The sequence below is a fragment of the Cupriavidus sp. HE11 genome, from assembly GCF_056097175.1.
Genome location: NZ_CP184464.1, coordinates 1,884,015 through 1,901,269, shown reverse-complemented (window position 1 = coordinate 1,901,269; position 17,255 = coordinate 1,884,015). Strand labels below are relative to the sequence as shown.

The 17,255-nt window shown below is 65.8% G+C and carries 14 protein-coding genes and 1 tRNA gene; 8 read left to right on the top strand and 7 right to left on the bottom strand.

Features of this window, described 5'->3' with window-relative positions:
• Positions 1 to 47 precede the first annotated feature (47 nt).
• The 7 genes from fmt (at position 48) to ACOABP_RS08810 (ending at position 7,824) form a co-directional block, all read left to right on the top strand.
• The gene (fmt, locus tag ACOABP_RS08840; protein ID WP_474224538.1) at positions 48 to 1,052 is read left to right on the top strand and encodes a methionyl-tRNA formyltransferase; all 1,005 of its coding nucleotides are present in this window, start codon (positions 48 to 50) and stop codon (positions 1,050 to 1,052) included.
• 155 nt (positions 1,053 to 1,207) lie between these two features.
• The gene (htpX, locus tag ACOABP_RS08835) at positions 1,208 to 2,068 is read left to right on the top strand and encodes a zinc metalloprotease HtpX (protein WP_066734467.1); all 861 of its coding nucleotides are present in this window, start codon (positions 1,208 to 1,210) and stop codon (positions 2,066 to 2,068) included.
• Positions 2,069 to 2,231: 163 nt separating this feature from the next.
• Positions 2,232 to 3,605, top strand: coding sequence for a 16S rRNA (cytosine(967)-C(5))-methyltransferase RsmB (gene rsmB, locus ACOABP_RS08830; RefSeq protein ID WP_474224537.1), 1,374 nt, complete (start codon positions 2,232 to 2,234; stop codon positions 3,603 to 3,605).
• Positions 3,606 to 3,616: 11 nt separating this feature from the next.
• Complete coding sequence (locus tag ACOABP_RS08825) at positions 3,617 to 4,444, top strand: DUF4390 domain-containing protein (protein WP_474224536.1); 828 nt, start codon at positions 3,617 to 3,619, stop codon at positions 4,442 to 4,444.
• Complete coding sequence (locus tag ACOABP_RS08820) at positions 4,441 to 6,918, top strand: ATP-binding protein (RefSeq protein ID WP_474224535.1); 2,478 nt, start codon at positions 4,441 to 4,443, stop codon at positions 6,916 to 6,918. Before ACOABP_RS08825 ends, ACOABP_RS08820 begins: the two co-directional genes overlap by 4 nt.
• 54 nt (positions 6,919 to 6,972) lie before the next feature.
• Positions 6,973 to 7,689, top strand: coding sequence for a response regulator (locus ACOABP_RS08815; RefSeq protein ID WP_474224533.1), 717 nt, complete (start codon positions 6,973 to 6,975; stop codon positions 7,687 to 7,689).
• A gap of 59 nt (positions 7,690 to 7,748) precedes the next feature.
• Positions 7,749 to 7,824 (top strand) — tRNA-Phe (locus ACOABP_RS08810).
• Positions 7,825 to 8,031: 207 nt separating this feature from the next.
• Here the strand turns inward: ACOABP_RS08810 and ACOABP_RS08805 are convergent.
• The 6 genes from ACOABP_RS08805 to ACOABP_RS08780 all read right to left on the bottom strand — a co-directional run bounded on the left by ACOABP_RS08805 (position 8,032) and on the right by ACOABP_RS08780 (position 14,338).
• Positions 8,032 to 9,513 carry a dihydrolipoyl dehydrogenase family protein gene (locus ACOABP_RS08805; protein WP_474224531.1) on the bottom strand — a complete coding sequence of 494 codons (1,482 nt, stop codon included), beginning with the start codon at positions 9,511 to 9,513 and terminating at the stop codon, positions 8,032 to 8,034.
• Between the two features lie 72 nt (positions 9,514 to 9,585).
• Positions 9,586 to 10,479, bottom strand: coding sequence for a patatin-like phospholipase family protein (locus ACOABP_RS08800; RefSeq protein WP_474224530.1), 894 nt, complete (start codon positions 10,477 to 10,479; stop codon positions 9,586 to 9,588).
• A 14-nt stretch (positions 10,480 to 10,493) separates the two neighbouring features.
• Positions 10,494 to 10,907 (bottom strand): PaaI family thioesterase, encoded by a 414-nt coding sequence (locus tag ACOABP_RS08795; protein WP_474224529.1) that lies wholly within the window; start codon positions 10,905 to 10,907, stop codon positions 10,494 to 10,496.
• Between the two features lie 110 nt (positions 10,908 to 11,017).
• Complete coding sequence (locus ACOABP_RS08790; RefSeq protein WP_474224528.1) at positions 11,018 to 12,532, bottom strand: tripartite tricarboxylate transporter permease; 1,515 nt, start codon at positions 12,530 to 12,532, stop codon at positions 11,018 to 11,020.
• Between the two features lie 25 nt (positions 12,533 to 12,557).
• Positions 12,558 to 13,031, bottom strand: coding sequence for a tripartite tricarboxylate transporter TctB family protein (locus tag ACOABP_RS08785; RefSeq protein ID WP_474224527.1), 474 nt, complete (start codon positions 13,029 to 13,031; stop codon positions 12,558 to 12,560).
• A 338-nt stretch (positions 13,032 to 13,369) separates the two neighbouring features.
• Positions 13,370 to 14,338 (bottom strand): Bug family tripartite tricarboxylate transporter substrate binding protein, encoded by a 969-nt coding sequence (locus tag ACOABP_RS08780; protein ID WP_474224526.1) that lies wholly within the window; start codon positions 14,336 to 14,338, stop codon positions 13,370 to 13,372.
• A gap of 471 nt (positions 14,339 to 14,809) precedes the next feature.
• On the opposite strand from ACOABP_RS08780, the gene ACOABP_RS08775 reads away from it, so the two are divergent.
• On the top strand, positions 14,810 to 15,304 hold the full coding sequence (locus ACOABP_RS08775; RefSeq protein ID WP_474224525.1) for a hypothetical protein: 495 nt from the start codon (positions 14,810 to 14,812) through the stop codon (positions 15,302 to 15,304).
• A gap of 33 nt (positions 15,305 to 15,337) precedes the next feature.
• Here the strand turns inward: ACOABP_RS08775 and ACOABP_RS08770 are convergent, their stop codons facing one another.
• Positions 15,338 to 17,170, bottom strand: coding sequence for a diguanylate cyclase (locus tag ACOABP_RS08770; protein WP_474224524.1), 1,833 nt, complete (start codon positions 17,168 to 17,170; stop codon positions 15,338 to 15,340).
• Positions 17,171 to 17,255 lie beyond the last annotated feature (85 nt).

The following is a 17,255-nucleotide window of genomic DNA, read 5'->3' as shown; positions in this document are numbered from 1 at the left end:
ACCGGCCGCTATGCGGCCGGTGTCGTTTCTACCCGCGGATTTCTGTCATGACTCAAGCCCAGCCACTGCGCGTCGCGTTTGCCGGTACTCCCGAATTTGCGCGCGTTGCCCTTGAGGCCATCCACGCCGCCGGTTTTCCGGTGGTAGCCGTCCTGACCCAGCCTGACCGGCCTGCGGGCCGCGGCATGCAGCTGCAGGCCAGCCCGGTCAAGCAGTTCGCCGTGGACACCGGGCTGGGCCCCGTGCTGCAACCGCGCTCGTTGCGCCGCCATGGCAAGTATCCCGAGGAAGCCGGCGCCGCCGTGGACACGCTGGCGCAAATCGCTCCCGATGTCATGGTGGTGGCCGCCTACGGCCTGATCCTGCCGGCCGAGGTTCTCGATCTGCCGCGCCATGGGTGCCTGAACATCCATGCCTCGCTGCTGCCGCGCTGGCGCGGCGCGGCACCGATTCATCGCGCCATCGAGGCCGGCGACGCCGAAACGGGCATCACGCTGATGCAGATGGACGAAGGGCTCGATACGGGCGCAATGCTGTCGCGCGAATCGGTAGCAATCGGGCCACTGGACAGCACCGGCAGCCTGCACGACACGCTGGCCGCACTGGGCGGCCGCATGATCGTCGATGCCCTGCGCCAGCTGGCCGCCGGCAAGCCGCTACCGGGCACGCCCCAGCCCGAAGCCGGCATCACCTATGCCGAGAAGATCGCCAAGGACGAAGCGCCGCTCGACCTGACCCGTCCGGCCGCCGCGCTGGCAAGCCAGGTACGTGCCTTCAACCCGTTCCCGGGGGCCACGATCCAGGTGGGCGACACCGTCATCAAGTGCTGGCAGGCCCTGCCGCTGGCGGCCGCCACGAGCCTTCCCCATCCGCCGGGCACCGTGCTGGCATCGGACGCCGCCGGCGTGATCATCGCCTGTGGCGACGGTAGCGCGCTGCAGGTGACCGAATTGCAGAAGCCTGGCGGCCGCCGCCAGCCGGCGCAGCAGTTCCTGCAGGGCACGCCGCTGCCGCCGGGCACGCGGTGCGTGGTCGGCGATACGGCGGCGTAAGTCGCGGGTGAGCGACGAGAGTGGCGTTTGCGTCATTCGACATCGTAAAACCCTGCTATCCGCATTGAATTCCTGCGGTCCTGACCCTATCTAACGAACATCGCGACCCGCAGGGGCGGGTACGCGCCCTGATCGATCTCTCTGGAGACCAAACCATGTTCAACTGGGTCAAGACCTTCATGCTGATGGCCGCCATCACGGCGCTGTTCATCGTCATCGGCGGCATGATCGGTGGCCGAAGCGGCATGATGTTCGCGCTGCTGATCGCGCTGGGCATGAACTTCTTCTCCTACTGGTTCTCGGACAAGATGGTCCTGCGGATGTACAACGCGCAGGAAGTGGATGCCAGCACCGCGCCGCAGTTCTACAACATGGTGCAGGAGCTGTCCCAGCGTGCCGGCCTGCCGATGCCGCGCGTGTACCTGATCAACGAGGACGCCCCGAACGCCTTTGCCACGGGCCGCAATCCCGAGCACGCGGCCGTGGCCGCCACCACCGGCATCCTGCGTGTGCTGTCAGACCGCGAGCTGCGCGGCGTGATGGCGCACGAGCTGGCGCACGTGAAGCACCGCGACATCCTGACGTCGACCATCGCCGCCACCATGGCCGGTGCGATTTCGGCCCTGGCCAACATGGCGATGTTCTTCGGCGGCCGCGACGAGAACGGCAACCGTACCAACCCGATCGCCGCGATCGCCGTGGCCATCCTGGCCCCGCTGGCCGCATCGCTGATCCAGATGGCGATCTCGCGTGCGCGCGAATTCGAAGCCGACCGGGGCGGCGCCGAGATCAGCGGCGACCCGCAGGCACTGGCCAGCGCGCTGGACAAGATCCATCGCTTTGCGCAGGGCATTCCGTTCCAGGCGGCCGAGGAACATCCAGCCACCGCGCAGATGATGATCATGAACCCGCTGTCGGGTGGCGGCATCGCCAACCTGTTCTCGACGCACCCTGCCACCGAGGAGCGCATCTCGCGGCTGATGCACATGGCGCAGACGGGCAGCTATCCGGCCTGATGCCCGCGCCCGCCACGGGATTTGGCCAGTTTGACCGGCCAGGCCCCGACAACAGGTAAACTGCCCGCTGTGTCCCCATGGGACCGGCGGGCATTCTCGTATCCGCCACGTCCCGACGCCCATTGCGTCACTCTTTTCCACGTTGCCTGTCTGATTTTTCCGTATGCGCCTGCCTCACGAATCCCTTGCCTTCCAGATGCTCGGTGCCGCCGCGGCTGTTCGCGGCGTGCATGAAGGCACGGCCCTGCCGCAGGCCATCGAAGACGTTGCCACCCACCTGCGGCTGGACCGCGTGCGCGACGCCGCCACGCGCGGCGCCATCCAGGACCTGGCCTATCGCTCGGTCCGCCTGTTCGGCACCACGCGCGCCCTGGTCACGCAGTTGGTGACGCGGCCGCCAGGCGCACTGGTCGATTCCCTGCTGGCCGTGGCGCTGGCCCTGCTGATCGAGGGCGAGGAAGGCGATGGCAGCAAGGTGGGGCGCGGCGGCTATTCCGAATTCACCGTGGTGGACCAGGCCGTCAGCGCGGCGGCCTCCGAGCCCAAGACCGCGCACGCGCGCGGCCTGGTGAATGCCGTCCTGCGCCGGTTCCTGCGCGAGCGCAAGGCACTGATGCCGAAGATCATGCAGGACGAGGAGGCGCGCTGGAACCTGCCGTCCTGGTGGCTCGCGCAACTGCGCAAGGCCTACCCGGACCAGTGGACGACGCTGGCCGAGAGTGTCAACGAACGGCCGCCAATGACATTGCGCGTCAATCCGAAGCGCATTTCGGTGCAGGAGTATCTTCGGGACCTGGCCAACGCCGGCCTGGCAGGTACGGCGGTGGGCGACCAGGCCGTGCGCCTGGCTCGGGCCTTTCCGGTATCGCAGATTCCCGGTTTTGCCGAAGGCGACGTATCCGTGCAGGACGCCGGCGCGCAACTGGCCGCGCCGCTGTGCGAAGTTTCCGACGGCATGCGCGTGCTGGACGCCTGCGCGGCGCCCGGCGGCAAGACCGGCCACCTGCTGGAGCTTGCCGACATCCACGTGACGGCCGTGGAAAGCGACGCGCAGCGCGCCGCGCGCATCCACGACAACCTGGCCCGCCTGGGACAACGCGCCGAAGTGATCGTGGGCGACGCAAGCCGCCCCAAGGACTGGTGGGACGGCCAGCAGTTCGACCGCATCCTGGCCGATGTGCCATGTTCCGCGTCGGGCATCGTGCGACGCCATCCCGATATCCGCTGGCTGCGTCGCGAGTCCGACGTAGCCAGGCTGATGACCGAGCAGCGCCGCATCGTTTCGCAGCTGTGGCCGCTGCTGAAACCGGGTGGCATCCTGGTCTACGTGACCTGTTCTATTTTCCCAACGGAAGGCGAGGAGCAGGCGCTCTGGTTTGGTGCGCAGCTTCCAGATGCGATACGATTGCAGGCGCCGGGGCAACTGCTGCCCGGCATCAAGGCGCCTGAGACAACCGGCAGCGGGACCGCCGGCAAGGCAAGCCTGCCATCGGATCACGATGGCTTCTACTACGCCCGCTTCCAGAAACGCGCCTGATATTTCCACCAATGCCGAACCTGCAGCGCCTGCTCGTCCTACGTGCCCCCGGCTGCGCGGTGCGCGAATGGCCGGCAGCACCGCTGGCCGGCATCCTGCGCACATGGTACGCAACCTCGTTGCTGCTGCTGGCGCTGCTGGTGTACGTGCCCCATGCTGGCGCACAGCTGATTGAAACCACCGAAGCGCGCATCGACTACCAGGACGGCGGCTTCGAGCTGGGCGCATCGTTCGACTTCGATCTGCCGCCCGCGCTCGAGGACGCCCTGCACAAGGGCATCTCGCTCTATTTCGTTGTCGACTTCCAGCTGTCGCGCTCGCGCTGGTACTGGTTCGACGAAAAGCCCGTCAACACCGCGCGATCGGTGCGCCTGTCGTACCAGCCGCTGACGCGGCAATATCGCGTGTCGACCGGCGGCCTGCAACTACCGTTCAACCGGCTCAAGAGCGCGCTGCAGTTCATCCAGCAGGTGCGGGGCTGGCGCGTGTTCGAACGCCGGGATGTGAAGGCCGGCGAGACGTATCACGCCGAGACGCGCATGCGGCTGGATCTGTCGCAATTGCCCAAGCCGTTCCAGATCAACGCGGTGAACACGCGCGAATGGAACCTGTCTTCGGAGTGGAAGCGGTTCAACTACACGGTGCCGACCAACCTGGACGCACCGCCGCCGCCTCCGCCCCCGCCACCACCGGTGGCACCGCCCGCGCCACCGGCCATGCCGGGGTCCGCGCCGTCCGCCGCATCGGCGCCCTCCGCAGAGTTGCGCGCACCGTTCGCGCAAACCGTGTCGAACGTGCTGTCGCCCAACCAACTGGTCCAGCCGGCCAGCCAGCCATGAACGGCAATCCGTGGGATAGCCGTTTCCGCCGCGTGCTCTACCGCGTGGTGGTTGGCATCATCGTCTTCCTTGCGCTGGTGCTGGTGGGCCTGCTGGCCGGGGCATCGGCCAATACCGAATTCTTCGATCGCTACTTCACGCTGCTGTTCAAGATCAACCTCGTAGTCGGGGTGTTGCTGGTTTTGACCGTAGGCGCGCTCGCGTTCACGCTGTGGGTGCGATACCGGCGAGGCAAGTTTGGTACGCGGCTGATGAGCAAGCTGGCCGTGTTCTTCGGTGTGGTGGGTGTTCTGCCTGGCGTGCTGATCTACCTGGTGTCGCTACAGTTCGTCTCGCGCAGCATCGAATCGTGGTTCGACGTGCGCGTGGAGAATGCGCTGGAGGCGGGGCTGAACCTGGGCCGCTCCACCATCGACAGCCAGCTGGCCGACCTGCAGGGCAAGGCGCGGCTCATGGCCGACCAGCTCACGGGCGCGTCGAGCATGGCCACGTCGCTGCAGCTGAACCGGCTGCGCGAGCAGTACGGCATTCAGGAAGCGGCGATCTTCACCGGCAGCGGGCGCGTGCTGGCCACGGCGTCGAGCAGCTACGCCACGCTGGTACCCGATATTCCTTCGGGCGTGCTCGCCGAGCAGGCCCGCATGGCGGGTGGATATGCGGCCGTGGAAGGCGGCTCCGATCCCAGCGGCAGCGACAAGGCGCCGGTCAATCTCGACAGCAGCCATCTGTACCGGATCCGCGTCATCATTCCGCTGGGCCCGGCGCCCACCCAGACCACGGCCGACGACATGGCACAGGCGCCAGTCAGCGCCAGCGCGGCGGCCGCCGCAGCAGCAGCACGGGCCCGCACGCGGCTGGCGCCGCCGGGCAGCCGCTGGGCCGGATCGGGGCTATCCATCGAGCGTCGCCCCGAGGATGCCCCGGCCACCGGTTTCGGGCTGGTCGGCGACACCGTGCGCGAGGAACGCTACCTGCAGGTGCTGCACCCCGTGCCGGCAGTGCTGGCGCGCAATGCCGACGAAGTGCAGCGTGCCTACCAGGAGTACCAGGAAAAGGCGCTCGGACGCACGGGCCTGCGCAAGATGTACATCGGCACGCTGACGCTGACGCTGTTCCTGGCGGTGTTCATCGCCGTGATGCTCGCGCTGTTGCTGGGCGGCCAGCTGGCCCGGCCGCTGCTGATGCTGCTGCAGGGCACGAAGGAAGTGGCCGAGGGCGACCTCTCGCCCAAGCGCGAACTGAAGAGCCGCGACGAACTGGGCCAGCTGACGCAGCAGTTCAACCAGATGACGCGCCAGCTGTCCGAAGCGCGCATCGCGGTGGAAGACAACCGCGTGGCGCTGGAGCAATCGAAGGCGTATCTGGAAAGCGTGCTGCAGAATCTGACCGCCGGCGTGCTGGTGTTCGACCGCCGCTTCACGCTGATCACGGCCAATCCCGGCGCCGAACGCATCTTCCGTCAGCCGTTCGCGGGTGTGCTGGGCCAGCCCGTGGAGCAGATTCCGGGCATGGGCGACTTTGCCGAAATCGTGCGCCAGGCATTCTCCGAGCAGACCACGCGCGAGGTGCTGGGCGGCTCGCAGCACTGGCAGAAGCAGATCGAACTGCCCCAGGGCGACGAAGAGCAGCCGCTCACCTTGCTGGTGCGTGGTGCACACCTGCCGGGCGGCAACCGCGACGAGCCCGGCTACGTGGTGGTGTTCGACGATATTTCCGACGTGATCTCGGCCCAGCGCTCGGTGGCGTGGGGCGAGGTCGCGCGTCGGCTGGCGCACGAAATCAAGAATCCGCTGACGCCGATCCAGCTTTCGGCCGAGCGCCTGCAGATGAAGTTGTCGCCCAAGCTGGAACATGCCGACGCCGAAGTGCTAAAGCGCGGGGCCACTACGATCGTTAACCAGGTAGCGGCAATGAAACGCATGGTGGACGACTTCCGCGACTATGCACGTACGCCGCCGGCGGTAATGCAGTCACTGGCGCTGAACGCCCTGGCGGCCGAAGTCCTGCATCTGTACGGCATCGACGATCCCTCCGTGCATGAACATCCGGTGATTCATGCGGCGCTGGGCGCGGATCTGCCTGAAATAAAGGGCGATCCGACGCAGTTGCGTCAGGTGATCCACAACCTCCTGCAGAATGCGCAGGATGCGGCGGCAGACAACGTGGCGGCCGGTAGGGCGGCGCCCCATATCACTCTGCACACCGAGACTGTAGAATACAAAGATTCCGCCGGCGAAGATCGGCAAGCCGTCAAGTTGTCCATTACGGACAATGGTCCTGGATTCGCGCCACGCATCCTGAGTCGTGCGTTCGAACCGTATGTGACCACGAAAGCCAAGGGTACGGGTCTCGGGCTTGCGATGGTGAAGAAGATCATTGACGAACATGGCGCGCGCATTGAATTGCGCAATCGCATGAACGGTACCGAGATCACGGGAGCCCAGATCTCGATCCTGTTCGTTAAACTGGCTTAAATCTTGCGCGCCGGCGCCTCCGGTTAGCGCTGCGGTGGGGTTAAGAGGGGAAGTATGGCAACCATCCTCGTAGTCGATGACGAAATGGGAATCCGGGAACTGCTCTCGGAAATTCTCAGTGACGAAGGACATGTGGTCGAACTTGCGGAAAACGCGCAGAAGGCGCGTGATTTCCGTGCGAACGCCACACCTGACCTGGTGCTGCTCGATATCTGGATGCCGGATACCGATGGCGTAACGCTGCTCAAGGAATGGTCCGCGCAGGGCTATCTGACGATGCCCGTCATCATGATGTCGGGGCACGCCACGATCGATACGGCCGTGGAAGCCACGAAGATCGGCGCGCTGAATTTCCTTGAAAAGCCCATCGCGCTGCAGAAGCTGCTGTCTGCCGTGGAAGCCGGCCTGGCCCGCGGCATCGAGCGCCCACGCACCGCGCCCGCCGCGGCCGCACCGCTGACCGCCGCAGGCACACCCGAAGCGGCCACCGCGACTGTTGCTCCGGCGGAGGCACCTGCCGAGGCGGCCACCAATGGCAATCCGTCGCGCGGCGTACCCGAGGGCGAAATGCAGTTCTCGTTCGACATGCCGCTGCGCGAGGCGCGCGACCTGTTCGAACGCGCGTATTTCGAGTACCACCTGGTGCGCGAGCATGGCAGCATGACCCGCGTGGCGGAAAAGACCGGCCTGGAGCGTACCCACCTGTATCGCAAGCTCAAGCAGCTGGGCGTGGAACTGGGCCGCAACAAACCGGAACCGACCGAACAGTAAGCAGTGGCGCAGAAAACGCTTGACGAGGGCCAGCCCCCCAGTTATAGTTTCGCTTCTTTGGCCCGGTAGCTCAGTCGGTAGAGCAGAGGATTGAAAATCCTTGTGTCGGCGGTTCGATTCCGTCCCAGGCCACCAGATTCAAGAAAACGGACGCTTCGGCGTCCGTTTTTGCTTTCTGGCGCCGGTTTTCGGCATGCGCGCCTTCCGCCGATCATCTCCCCCCAAAAGCTGCGGCAATGGCCCCCGGAACAACCCCGGCCTGGGCGTGTGGGCGGCGATGCCCTGCGGCATCTGTCTGGCGCTGGGTCGCCCACTACGCCCACCTGGCCTAGTGTCTGTTGGCTAGCCGAACAACTCCTCGGCTACCGTCGGATGCAACGGCATGGTCGTCTTCAGGTGCGATGCCTTCGCACCGAGCCGTAGCGCCAGGGCCATTGTCTGGACGATTTCCGGTGCCGCTCCATCCATCAGGTGTACGCCCAGCACGCGGCCACTGCGCGCGTTGAACACGAGTTTGAACACCGACTGCTGCGGCACGCCGCCGAAGCGGCTTTCCAGCGAGACAAAGCGTTTGATCTCGGTGCGAATGCGGTCGGCCTTGCCGCCGGCTTCCTCGACGGCCTGAGACTCGGTCAGTCCCACCGCGCCAATCGCGGGCTCGCAGAACACGGCCGTGGGCAGGAACTCGAAGTCGGCCATGTCCCCGCGCCTGCCGAATAGCCGGTCGGCCAGCCAGCGGCCTTGCGCAATGGCTACCGGCGTCAGGTGTACGTTGTCGGCCATGCAATCGCCGATGGCGTGGATCGATCGCACGTTGCTGCGGAACTGCCTGTCCACCTTGATGCCACCCTTGTCGTCGCGCTTTACGCCAAGTTCATCAAGACCCAGTCCATCGACATTCGGCTTGCGGCCGATTGCCGCCAGCACCGCCTGCGTACGCACAGTCTGCGTACGGCCGCGATTGTCTTCCTGCATGTAACAAACATCGAACGCTCCGTTCGACTGCGACACCATTGTGACCTCTGCGCGGAAATGTATGCGTATGCCCTTGGCAATCAGCGCTTGTGCAAGCGCGCCGGCGATATCGTGGTCGAATTTCGGCAGCAGCCGGTCTTCGCGCACCAGCAGATCCACCTTCACGCCATAACGTGACAGGATCGATGCCATCTCCACGGCGATATAGCCACCGCCGATCACGACAATCGAAGCAGGCAGGGTCTGCCACGTGAACACGTCGTCCGAAGAACTGACCAGTTCGCCGCCGGGTACCGGCAGGTCGATCGGGCTGGCGCCCGTGGCGATCAGCGTCTTGCCGGCGCGAATGACTTCATTGCCGACGACGACATCGCCGCGCTCGTTGAAATGCGCCTCGCCGTGCCAGACCTCCACGCCAGCCTCGTTGAGCCGCTGCTTGTACGATGCGTTGAGCCGTGCCACCTCGGCATTCACGCGCACGATGGCATCGCGCCAGTCTTCCTTGCCACCCGTGTGCGACAGGCATGTGGAAAGGATCGACGCCCATCCCGCGCCATACGACAGCATTTTCTTTGGCACGCAGCCGCGATTGACACAGGTGCCGCCAACCGCATCACGCTCCACCAGGATCACGCGGGCCCCGTGCGTTGCGGCACGGCGCGCGGCAGCCACGCCCCCGGAGCCCGCGCCAATCACCACGAAGTCGGCTTCGCGCGCCTTGGGCCGCACATCACGTTTGCGCGGCACGCGCTCGACAACGGGTTCGGCGCTGGCCTCGCTGGCGCGCCGCCGTGTCTTCACGGTCCTTGCCTGGGTTGCGGTTTCGGTTGATGCCTGACGCTTTGTCATTCAATCCTCCTTGCCTGCGCGGCAACATCGCCGCATGCCAAACAATCGACCGGCGCCACGTGGCGCTTTTTGCTATGACGCCGGCAACAGGTCCTGCTGGATCGCGGGCCAGTCGCGCAGGAATTGCTCCGCGTCGCGCCGGCCCAGGTCATACGCATGCGTCATGGCTTCGGGCTTGGTGTAGTCCCAGCTCGAAATCGGCACGCGTTGTGACGGTTGCAGATACAGGCGGCGCTGGCCGCCCGTTTCGATAATGAAGCGGCGCGGACGCGGATACAGCCGCGTCACCAGCACCAGGACATTGCCCGGCGTGGCATCGAGCGCATCGACCGGCACGTTGTCGACCAGGCCGCCATCGAGCACCGCGTGGCCATTGCGGCGCAGCACCGGCGTAAAGGGCGGCGTCGACGCCGATTGCAATAGCAGATCGGCCAGATCCTCGGGCGATCCGCAGTCCTGCGCCAGCACGAATTCGGGATGGAAGCCCAGCTTGCGGCCCAGCCGCGGATGCAGCGTCTTCAGCAGGTGCTTGTCGATGTTGTACGCCAGCAAGCCCGCGGCCACCGCCAGGCGCGGGCCGGTCCAGAGCGGGATATGGGCCACGCCGATGCGAATCTCGGGCGCCTGCTGCAACCGGTGCAGGCGGTTGTCGCCAAACAGCGAGAGCAGGGCGTTTCGATAGATGCCGTAGTGCGGAAACACGCGCTCGCGCCGCAGCAGGTTGCCCCAGTACGCATTGCGCGAATTGTTGGCCAGCACCTCGCGGTAGTAGGCCATGGTCTGGTGCGAATCGTGCGCGTAGACCATGCACGCCGTGGCGGCGCCTGCCGAGATACCGGCGATGATGCGCGGCCGCAGGTGCAGTTCGGGCGCCACGGTGTCCCACCATCCGGCCTGCCACCAGCAGCGGTTGCCGCCGCCGGCAAAGACGATCTGGTCGAACGGCTGGGGATGGGAAGCCGGCATCGTGGTCACGGATTTCAAAGCAGCGCGTAGGTAGTGGTGGCCTGCACCGCGAGCTTGCCGTCCTGGCCGGTCAGTTCGATCTCGCCGAAGACCACGGTCTTGCCCAGGCGCAGCACATTGGCGCGCACCAGTACATCGCCGTCGATCACGGGGCGCATGAAGTTGGTGGTCAGCGTGACCGTGGTCATCGGCCGGAATTCGCCCAGGACGGCGGAGATGGCGACGATCATCGCGGTATCGGCAGCCGACATCAGCACCTGTCCGCAGACCACGCCGCCTGCATGGCGAAACGCTTCCTGGAAGGGCAGGCGCAGCGTCACGCCCGTGGCATCCGCGGCCTCGGCCCGCAGGCCAAGCTGGCGCACCCAGGGCGCCAGCACGCGTTCGAGCGTGGCATCGATATCCGCGATGGTAAAAATGGCAGGCACGTCCCGGTCTCCTCGGCGCGCGGCATGTTGTTTGCGCCAATGATACAGGGGGCCGGGAGATGTGGCTCCCCTCGCCCATGAAGTGGGAGAGGGGAGAAGCCGCTGCAGCCTTATGCCGCGTTGTCCGCCTCGGCGCGTGCCGTCGAGCGGCCGGCGTGCCAGCGCAGCACGCGCGGCACCACCACCACGGCCACCGTCATGGCCAGGATCGTGGCCGAGATCGGCTGCTTGATGAACAGGCTCCAGTCGCCTTGACCGATCGACAGCGCATTGCGCAGCTGCTTCTCGGCCATCGGCCCCAGGATCAGGCCGACGATCACCGGCGCGGTCGGGAAGTCGAAGCGGCGCATCGCCATGCCCAGCAGGCCGATCACGAACAGCAGCAGCAGGTCGAACCACGACTGGCGGATGCCGTACGCTCCCAGGCCGGCGAAGATCAGGATGCCGCCGTACAGCAGCGGGGTGGGCACGCGCAGCATGCGCACCCACAGGCCGATGGCCGGCAGGTTCAGCACCAGCAGCATCACGTTGCCGATGTACAGCGACGCGAGCAGGCCCCACACCAGGTCGCCCGAGGTCTGGAACAGCATCGGGCCCGGCTGCAGGTTGTAGTTCTGGAACGCCGCCAGCAGGATGGCCGTGGTGTTCGACGTCGGGATGCCCAGCGTCAGCAGCGGGGCCAGCGTGGCGGTCACGGCCGCGTTGTTGGCGGCTTCGGGGCCGGCCACGCCTTCGATGGCACCCACCTTGCCGAATTCTTCCTTGTGGTTCGAGAACTTTTTCTCGGTGGCATATGACAGGAACGTCGGGATCTCGGCGCCGCCCGCCGGGATCAGGCCGAACGGGAAGCCGATGACCGTGCCACGGATCCACGCCGGCACGGACCGCTTCCAGTCGGACTTGTTCATGTGCACCGAACTGAGCTTGTTGAACGAACCCTCCGGCTGCGGGAAGAACGCGTTGAACAGCGCCTCGCCCACCGCGAACAGGCCCACGGCCACCACGACGATGTCCACGCCGTCGTACAGCTCCTGGATGTCCATCGAATAGCGCGTCTGGCCCGACAGCGAATCCATGCCGATCAGGCCGATGCCCAGGCCCAGGAACAGGCTCGTCATGCCGCGCAGCAGCGACGAACCCAGCACGGCCGACACCGTGGTGAAGGCCAGCAGCATGATCATGAAGTACTCGCCCGGCCCGAACTGCAGCGCGACATCGGCCGCCACCGGCGCGAACATCGACAGCAGCACCGTGGCGATCGTACCGGCCACGAACGAGCCGATCGCGGCGGTTGCCAGCGCGGGGCCCGCACGGCCATTCTTGGCCATCAGGTTGCCTTCCATCGCGGTAACCATCGTCGACGATTCGCCCGGCGTATTCATCAGGATCGACGTGGTCGAGCCGCCGTACATGGCGCCGTAGTAGATGCCGGCGAACATGATCAGTGCGGCGGTGGGTTCCACCTTGGCCGTCAGCGGCAGCAGCATCGCCACGGTAAGGGCCGGGCCGATACCGGGCAGCACGCCGATGGCGGTGCCCAGGAAGCAGCCCACCAGGGCCCACATCAGGTTCAGCGGCGTGATGGCGACGGCAAAGCCGTGCATCAACTGGTTCAGGGTATCCATGTCAGTGTCTCCCGTAGGGCGTGGATCAGAAGCCCGCGACGGGCAGCAGCGGCAGGTTGATGCCGAGCAGGAAATCGAACAGCGCCCACATCGGCAGCGTCAGCAGCAGGCCGATCAGCGTATCGCGCACGATGCGGCGGCTGCCATAGCCGCGCGCCACGCACACCATCATCAGCGTGGACGAGAACACGAAGCCCAACGTGCCGATCAGCGCCATGTTGGCCACCAGTCCGGCGGCCACCCACAGGAAGCCCTTGAAATTGTGCGGTGCCGAAGGCAGCTCGGCATCTTCCTCGGGCATGTTCCTGAAGCCGCCGCGCACGCCCTGCCACAGCAGCAGCGCACCGCAGACGGCCAGGCCGATGGCCACCAGCGTGGGCACGAAGCGCGGCGACAGGCCGGCATAGCCCTCGTCGCCAGAAATGCCCGGTATGCCGGCGAAGAAGAACACGGACAACGCCAGGATGGCGACGCCGATCGATACGTGGGATGGTTTCATGGTGGGGCTCTCGGATGGTCCTGCCACCCGCGCGGTCACGGGGCCCGGTGACGTTATTGGTCTGGTTTTCGGTGTTGCGCAGGTGATGGCGGCACCGGGGCCCCGCGCCGTCCTCCGTGCGTGCCAATCATGGATCGGCAGCCGGGCGGGAACGACAGGGTGAAGCAAACTTCCGCGACTTGGGTTACGACTTCCCGTACTGCTGTCTCGTACTACGTTCTCGTACTTCTACTCATTCTTTGACTGCATCGGCGGCGATTACCACCGGCTGCCGAAAGGCGGGACCGGCGCTGCATGGCCGATATACGGCGTGGCCTGCGCCCGGTCCCTGGGGCGTCTTACTTGGCTACGCCCAGTTCACGCAGCGTGGCGCCCAGGCGCGTGGATTCGGCTTCCACGAACTTGCCGAACTCGTCGCCGGTCAGCAGGAACGGCGTCCAGTCGTTCTTCTGCAGCGCGTCCTTCCAGACCTGGTTCTCGGTGCCCTTCACCACGGCGTCGATCAGGGCCTTGCGCTGGTCGGCGTTGATGCCGGGCGCGCCGTACACACCGCGCCAGTTGTAGATCTCGACGTTCACGCCCTGTTCCTTCAGGGTCGGGATATCGGCGGTGCGATCCTTCGACGTCACGGCCAGGGCGCGCATCTTGCCCGTCTTGATGAACGGCAGGAATTCCGACACGCCGGCAATGCCCACGGTCACGTGACCACCCAGGATCGACGCCGAGGCCTCGCCACCGCCCTGGAACGGCACATAGTTGATCTTCTTCGGATCGACGCCGATATCCTTGGCGATCAGGCCGGCCAGGATGTGGTCGATCGAACCTTTCGAGCCGCCGCCCCAGCTGACGCTGCCCGGATTGGCCTTGAGCTGCGTGGTCAGGTCCTTCATGGACTTGATCGGCGAGCTGGCCGGCACCGTGATCACCATCGTATCGGCGAACAGGCGCGCGATCGGCGTGGCGTTCTTGAGCGTCACCGGCGGGTGGTTGGTCTCGATGGCACCAACCATCACGGCGCCCGTGACAACCAGCGCGTTCGGGTTGCCCTTGTCGCTGTTCACAAACTGCGTCAGGCCGATGGTGCCGCCCGCGCCGCCCTTGTTGTCATACGAAGCCGACTTGGCCGTACCAGCTGCCACCATGGCCGCGCCGATCGAGCGGCCGGTCTGGTCGTAGCCGCCGCCGGGGTTGGCGCCGATCATCACCTTGAGGTTGTCGACGGCATAGGCCGGAGCGGCCACCACGGCAGCAGCCAGCGCGGCCGATGCGGCGAAGACATGGGTAAAGCGGGCAAGCGTGCGAGGCATCGCGTGTCTCCTGTCTTATTGGAATGTTGGTTGTGCTTTTAAGTGTCTGGCGATTGACTGCTGTCCCTTGAAGACAGAGCAGTAGCCATGGCCTGAATTCTAGAAGCGTGAAACTGTCAAAACCCTGTCAAAACGTCTGCTTGAAGCTCGGGGTTTACGTGGTGTTGTCTGCTTTGTCTGCGTTGCCTTATGTCGAGACGAGGCGCGGCGCCTGTCGTTTTTTGGCATCGTTGCATCCGCCAGATCAGATCTGCACATCTTTGACTTGGCTCAGGTCGGACATCTCACTACGATTTGTCTCAGTTGCCTGCCGCACTGACTGCCTCGCGCAGCAATCGCGTCACGGCAGCCAGAAACAATGAAGAACAGATGACATGGACCCGCGCACAACGAGGCGCTGGCCGATTCGGGATATCCGGTTTTTTTCGGTTTTCGGGTGAAGTGACAAAAAAGAAGTCTCAGGGGTCAATCATGGATACAACGATCAAGGCGGCCGACGGCTGGCCGCCGGAACTCGACGCGGGGGCCGACCGCGGCCTGTGGAAAAGCACGGTTGCCGCCGCCAACCAGGCGCTGGAAGCAGCCAAGGGCATGCAGGCTGCCGTGGGGCAGACGCTCAAGCTGCAACACAAGATCATGGCGCTGCGTGACGAACTGCATCGCGCCGAGGCCGAGCGCGACATGTATCGCGACCTGCATGCGCGTACCGTCGACGAACTCAATCACACACTGGACCTGAGCCCTGCCGAATGGCAGCGCCTGCGCGCCGACAACGAGACGCTGCAGATCCGGCATCGCGCCTACAAGCTGCTGGTGCAACACTACGCGCGTGCCGGCACGCCGATCGAGCCCGCCACGTTCGCCGAGCAGCGCAGCCGCGTGCAGCAGCACATCCTGTTCCAGCGTCGCAAGGGCATTCCGGTGTCGGTCATCACGGCCGACGACATCGCATTCCTGTTGCGCTGACCGCGTCGTCGGAGGAGACGTCCATGAACTGCGTTATCCCTGGACAGTTTGCGCCACTGTATTGCCGGCCGGCGCATCAGCCGCGCACACCTGGTTACGGCCCGCTTGCTTGGCGGCATATAGACGGCGGTCGGCCATCGCCAACATGGCATCGAGTGTCTGGCAATCGTCGCTCACGGCTTCTGCGACGCCAATCGATACAGTGAAGTGAATGTGTCCGTCGCCCTCGCCAGGCGGCGGCGCATCGGGTGCCGGTGCCACAGGCGTGTCCTGCACGGCGGCACGCAGCCGTTCGGCCGTTGCCACGGCATCGGCCAGCGTGGTCTGCGGCAGCAGCACCGCGAATTCCTCGCCGCCCAGCCGCGCGGGCAAGTCTGCCTCGCGCAGGTTCCGGCGTAGCACACCGGCCAGCGCCACCAGCACGTCGTCGCCACTGGCATGGCCCCAGCGGTCGTTGACGCGCTTGAAGTAGTCGATGTCGAGCATCAGCATCGAAAAGGGCCCGCTTGAAGAGGCGTCGACCGGGGCGGCATTGGCGTCGCCAATGGCTGCGTCGCCGTTCCCACCGCCTGACCCCGACTCGCGCCGTCGCCGCGCCGATTCCCTGCCGAACGCCTCGCCGAAGTGCCGGCGATTCGCCAGCCCGGTGAGCGGGTCGGTCTCGGCGAGCCGCTGCAGCGTCTCGCCGGCCTCCACGTAATGCCGGAACAGCAGCGTCACCACCCGCAGCGTCACAAACATCAGAAGCGGCAGGGCCAGCCAGATCGACAACAGCGGGGCGCTGGTGCGTTGCAGGACTGCGCGCCACACATCGGCATCGCTGAAGGTCTCCACCAGCAGCCAGGTGCCGCGCTGCCCCACTGGCTGATAGATCAGGTACTGGCCATCCACGTGACGGATGCCGGCGCCTGCGCCGAACAGCTCCTGCACCGGAACCCGGCGCCAGGCCGTGCCCACATCATCAGGCCAGTGCATATCGATGCGGACGTTGTGCTGGCTCGACGCGATGATGCCGCCGCGATAGTCGATCAGGTACCGCGTGGTGCCGGCGTCGTCAGGCACGCCGATCAGATCGCGCAGGCGCCACAGTTCCACGTCGACGGCAACCACGCCACGAAAGCGGTCGGCCACGTAGACCGGAATGCTCAGCGTCGTGCGCAGCTGCGTGCTTTCGAACTGCGTGTACACGCGCGTCCAGCGAATCTCGCGGGAGCTGTCGCGCTCGGGCAGCACGTCGCGGTAATACGAGATGTCGCTGAATCGCTTGAAGAGTGCCGGCGCCTTGTCCGGCGGGAGCGGGGGATAGGTGACGTAAAGCCCGTTGCTGGAGATATAGCTCACCGTGCCATCGGCGTCCTTGCCATCGCGCAGGCGCAGGCTCAGGCCGAGCACATGGCTCAGTTGCCGCGCCGCGTAGAGGTCGGCGCGCAGATCGGCGTCGCGGCGATCGAAACCTTCAAGGTCGTCGAGCAGCGCTGGCGCTGCACCGATCACCGGCGCATCGCCAAGCGGCACCTCCATTTGCCAGACGGGGTCATTGCGCTGGGCAAAGGCGCGCTCCACGGCCGGATCGGCCGGCGCCACGCCACTGGCGTAGAGGGTGATCAATTGCTGCGCGTAGTCGCGCACGAAGACGAGCTTGGAGCGTTCGGCGGCGAATACCGCTTCGCCCCCCAGTGCACGCAATGTCAGGTCGTGCTGGCGCGATGACAGCACGCGTTCGCGCAACAGGTACAGGTCGCGCGCGCCGACGATAAGCATCAGCAGCATCGCCAGGCCGAAGCCGACGATCACCACGCGCTGCGGGTGCATCAGCGCCGCACGCGGTAGCCAGCGCGGCCGCGGCAGCAGTTTGCGCCATGACATCGAACGTCTCCCCGGCAAGGCCCGCCCAGGGGCGGGTAGTGAAACGGCGACTTTCGCCTGCAACATCGACGGCGGGACACGCCAC

What these genes read in the sequence shown, in the direction of transcription:
- ACOABP_RS08825 (WP_474224536.1), top strand. Translation starts at nt 3,617, where the DNA reads ATGCCGAACCTGCAGCGCCTGCTCGTCCTACGTGCCCCCGGCTGCGCG.
- htpX (WP_066734467.1), top strand. Translation starts at nt 1,208, where the DNA reads ATGTTCAACTGGGTCAAGACCTTCATGCTGATGGCCGCCATCACGGCG.
- ACOABP_RS08800 (WP_474224530.1), bottom strand. Translation starts at nt 10,479, where the DNA reads ATGCCGGCTTCCCATCCCCAGCCGTTCGACCAGATCGTCTTTGCCGGC.
- fmt (WP_474224538.1), top strand. Translation starts at nt 48, where the DNA reads ATGACTCAAGCCCAGCCACTGCGCGTCGCGTTTGCCGGTACTCCCGAA.
- ACOABP_RS08815 (WP_474224533.1), top strand. Translation starts at nt 6,973, where the DNA reads ATGGCAACCATCCTCGTAGTCGATGACGAAATGGGAATCCGGGAACTG.
- ACOABP_RS08820 (WP_474224535.1), top strand. Translation starts at nt 4,441, where the DNA reads ATGAACGGCAATCCGTGGGATAGCCGTTTCCGCCGCGTGCTCTACCGC.
- ACOABP_RS08790 (WP_474224528.1), bottom strand. Translation starts at nt 12,532, where the DNA reads ATGGATACCCTGAACCAGTTGATGCACGGCTTTGCCGTCGCCATCACG.
- rsmB (WP_474224537.1), top strand. Translation starts at nt 2,232, where the DNA reads ATGCGCCTGCCTCACGAATCCCTTGCCTTCCAGATGCTCGGTGCCGCC.
- ACOABP_RS08785 (WP_474224527.1), bottom strand. Translation starts at nt 13,031, where the DNA reads ATGAAACCATCCCACGTATCGATCGGCGTCGCCATCCTGGCGTTGTCC.
- ACOABP_RS08770 (WP_474224524.1), bottom strand. Translation starts at nt 17,170, where the DNA reads ATGTCATGGCGCAAACTGCTGCCGCGGCCGCGCTGGCTACCGCGTGCG.
- ACOABP_RS08780 (WP_474224526.1), bottom strand. Translation starts at nt 14,338, where the DNA reads ATGCCTCGCACGCTTGCCCGCTTTACCCATGTCTTCGCCGCATCGGCC.
- ACOABP_RS08805 (WP_474224531.1), bottom strand. Translation starts at nt 9,513, where the DNA reads ATGACAAAGCGTCAGGCATCAACCGAAACCGCAACCCAGGCAAGGACC.
- ACOABP_RS08775 (WP_474224525.1), top strand. Translation starts at nt 14,810, where the DNA reads ATGGATACAACGATCAAGGCGGCCGACGGCTGGCCGCCGGAACTCGAC.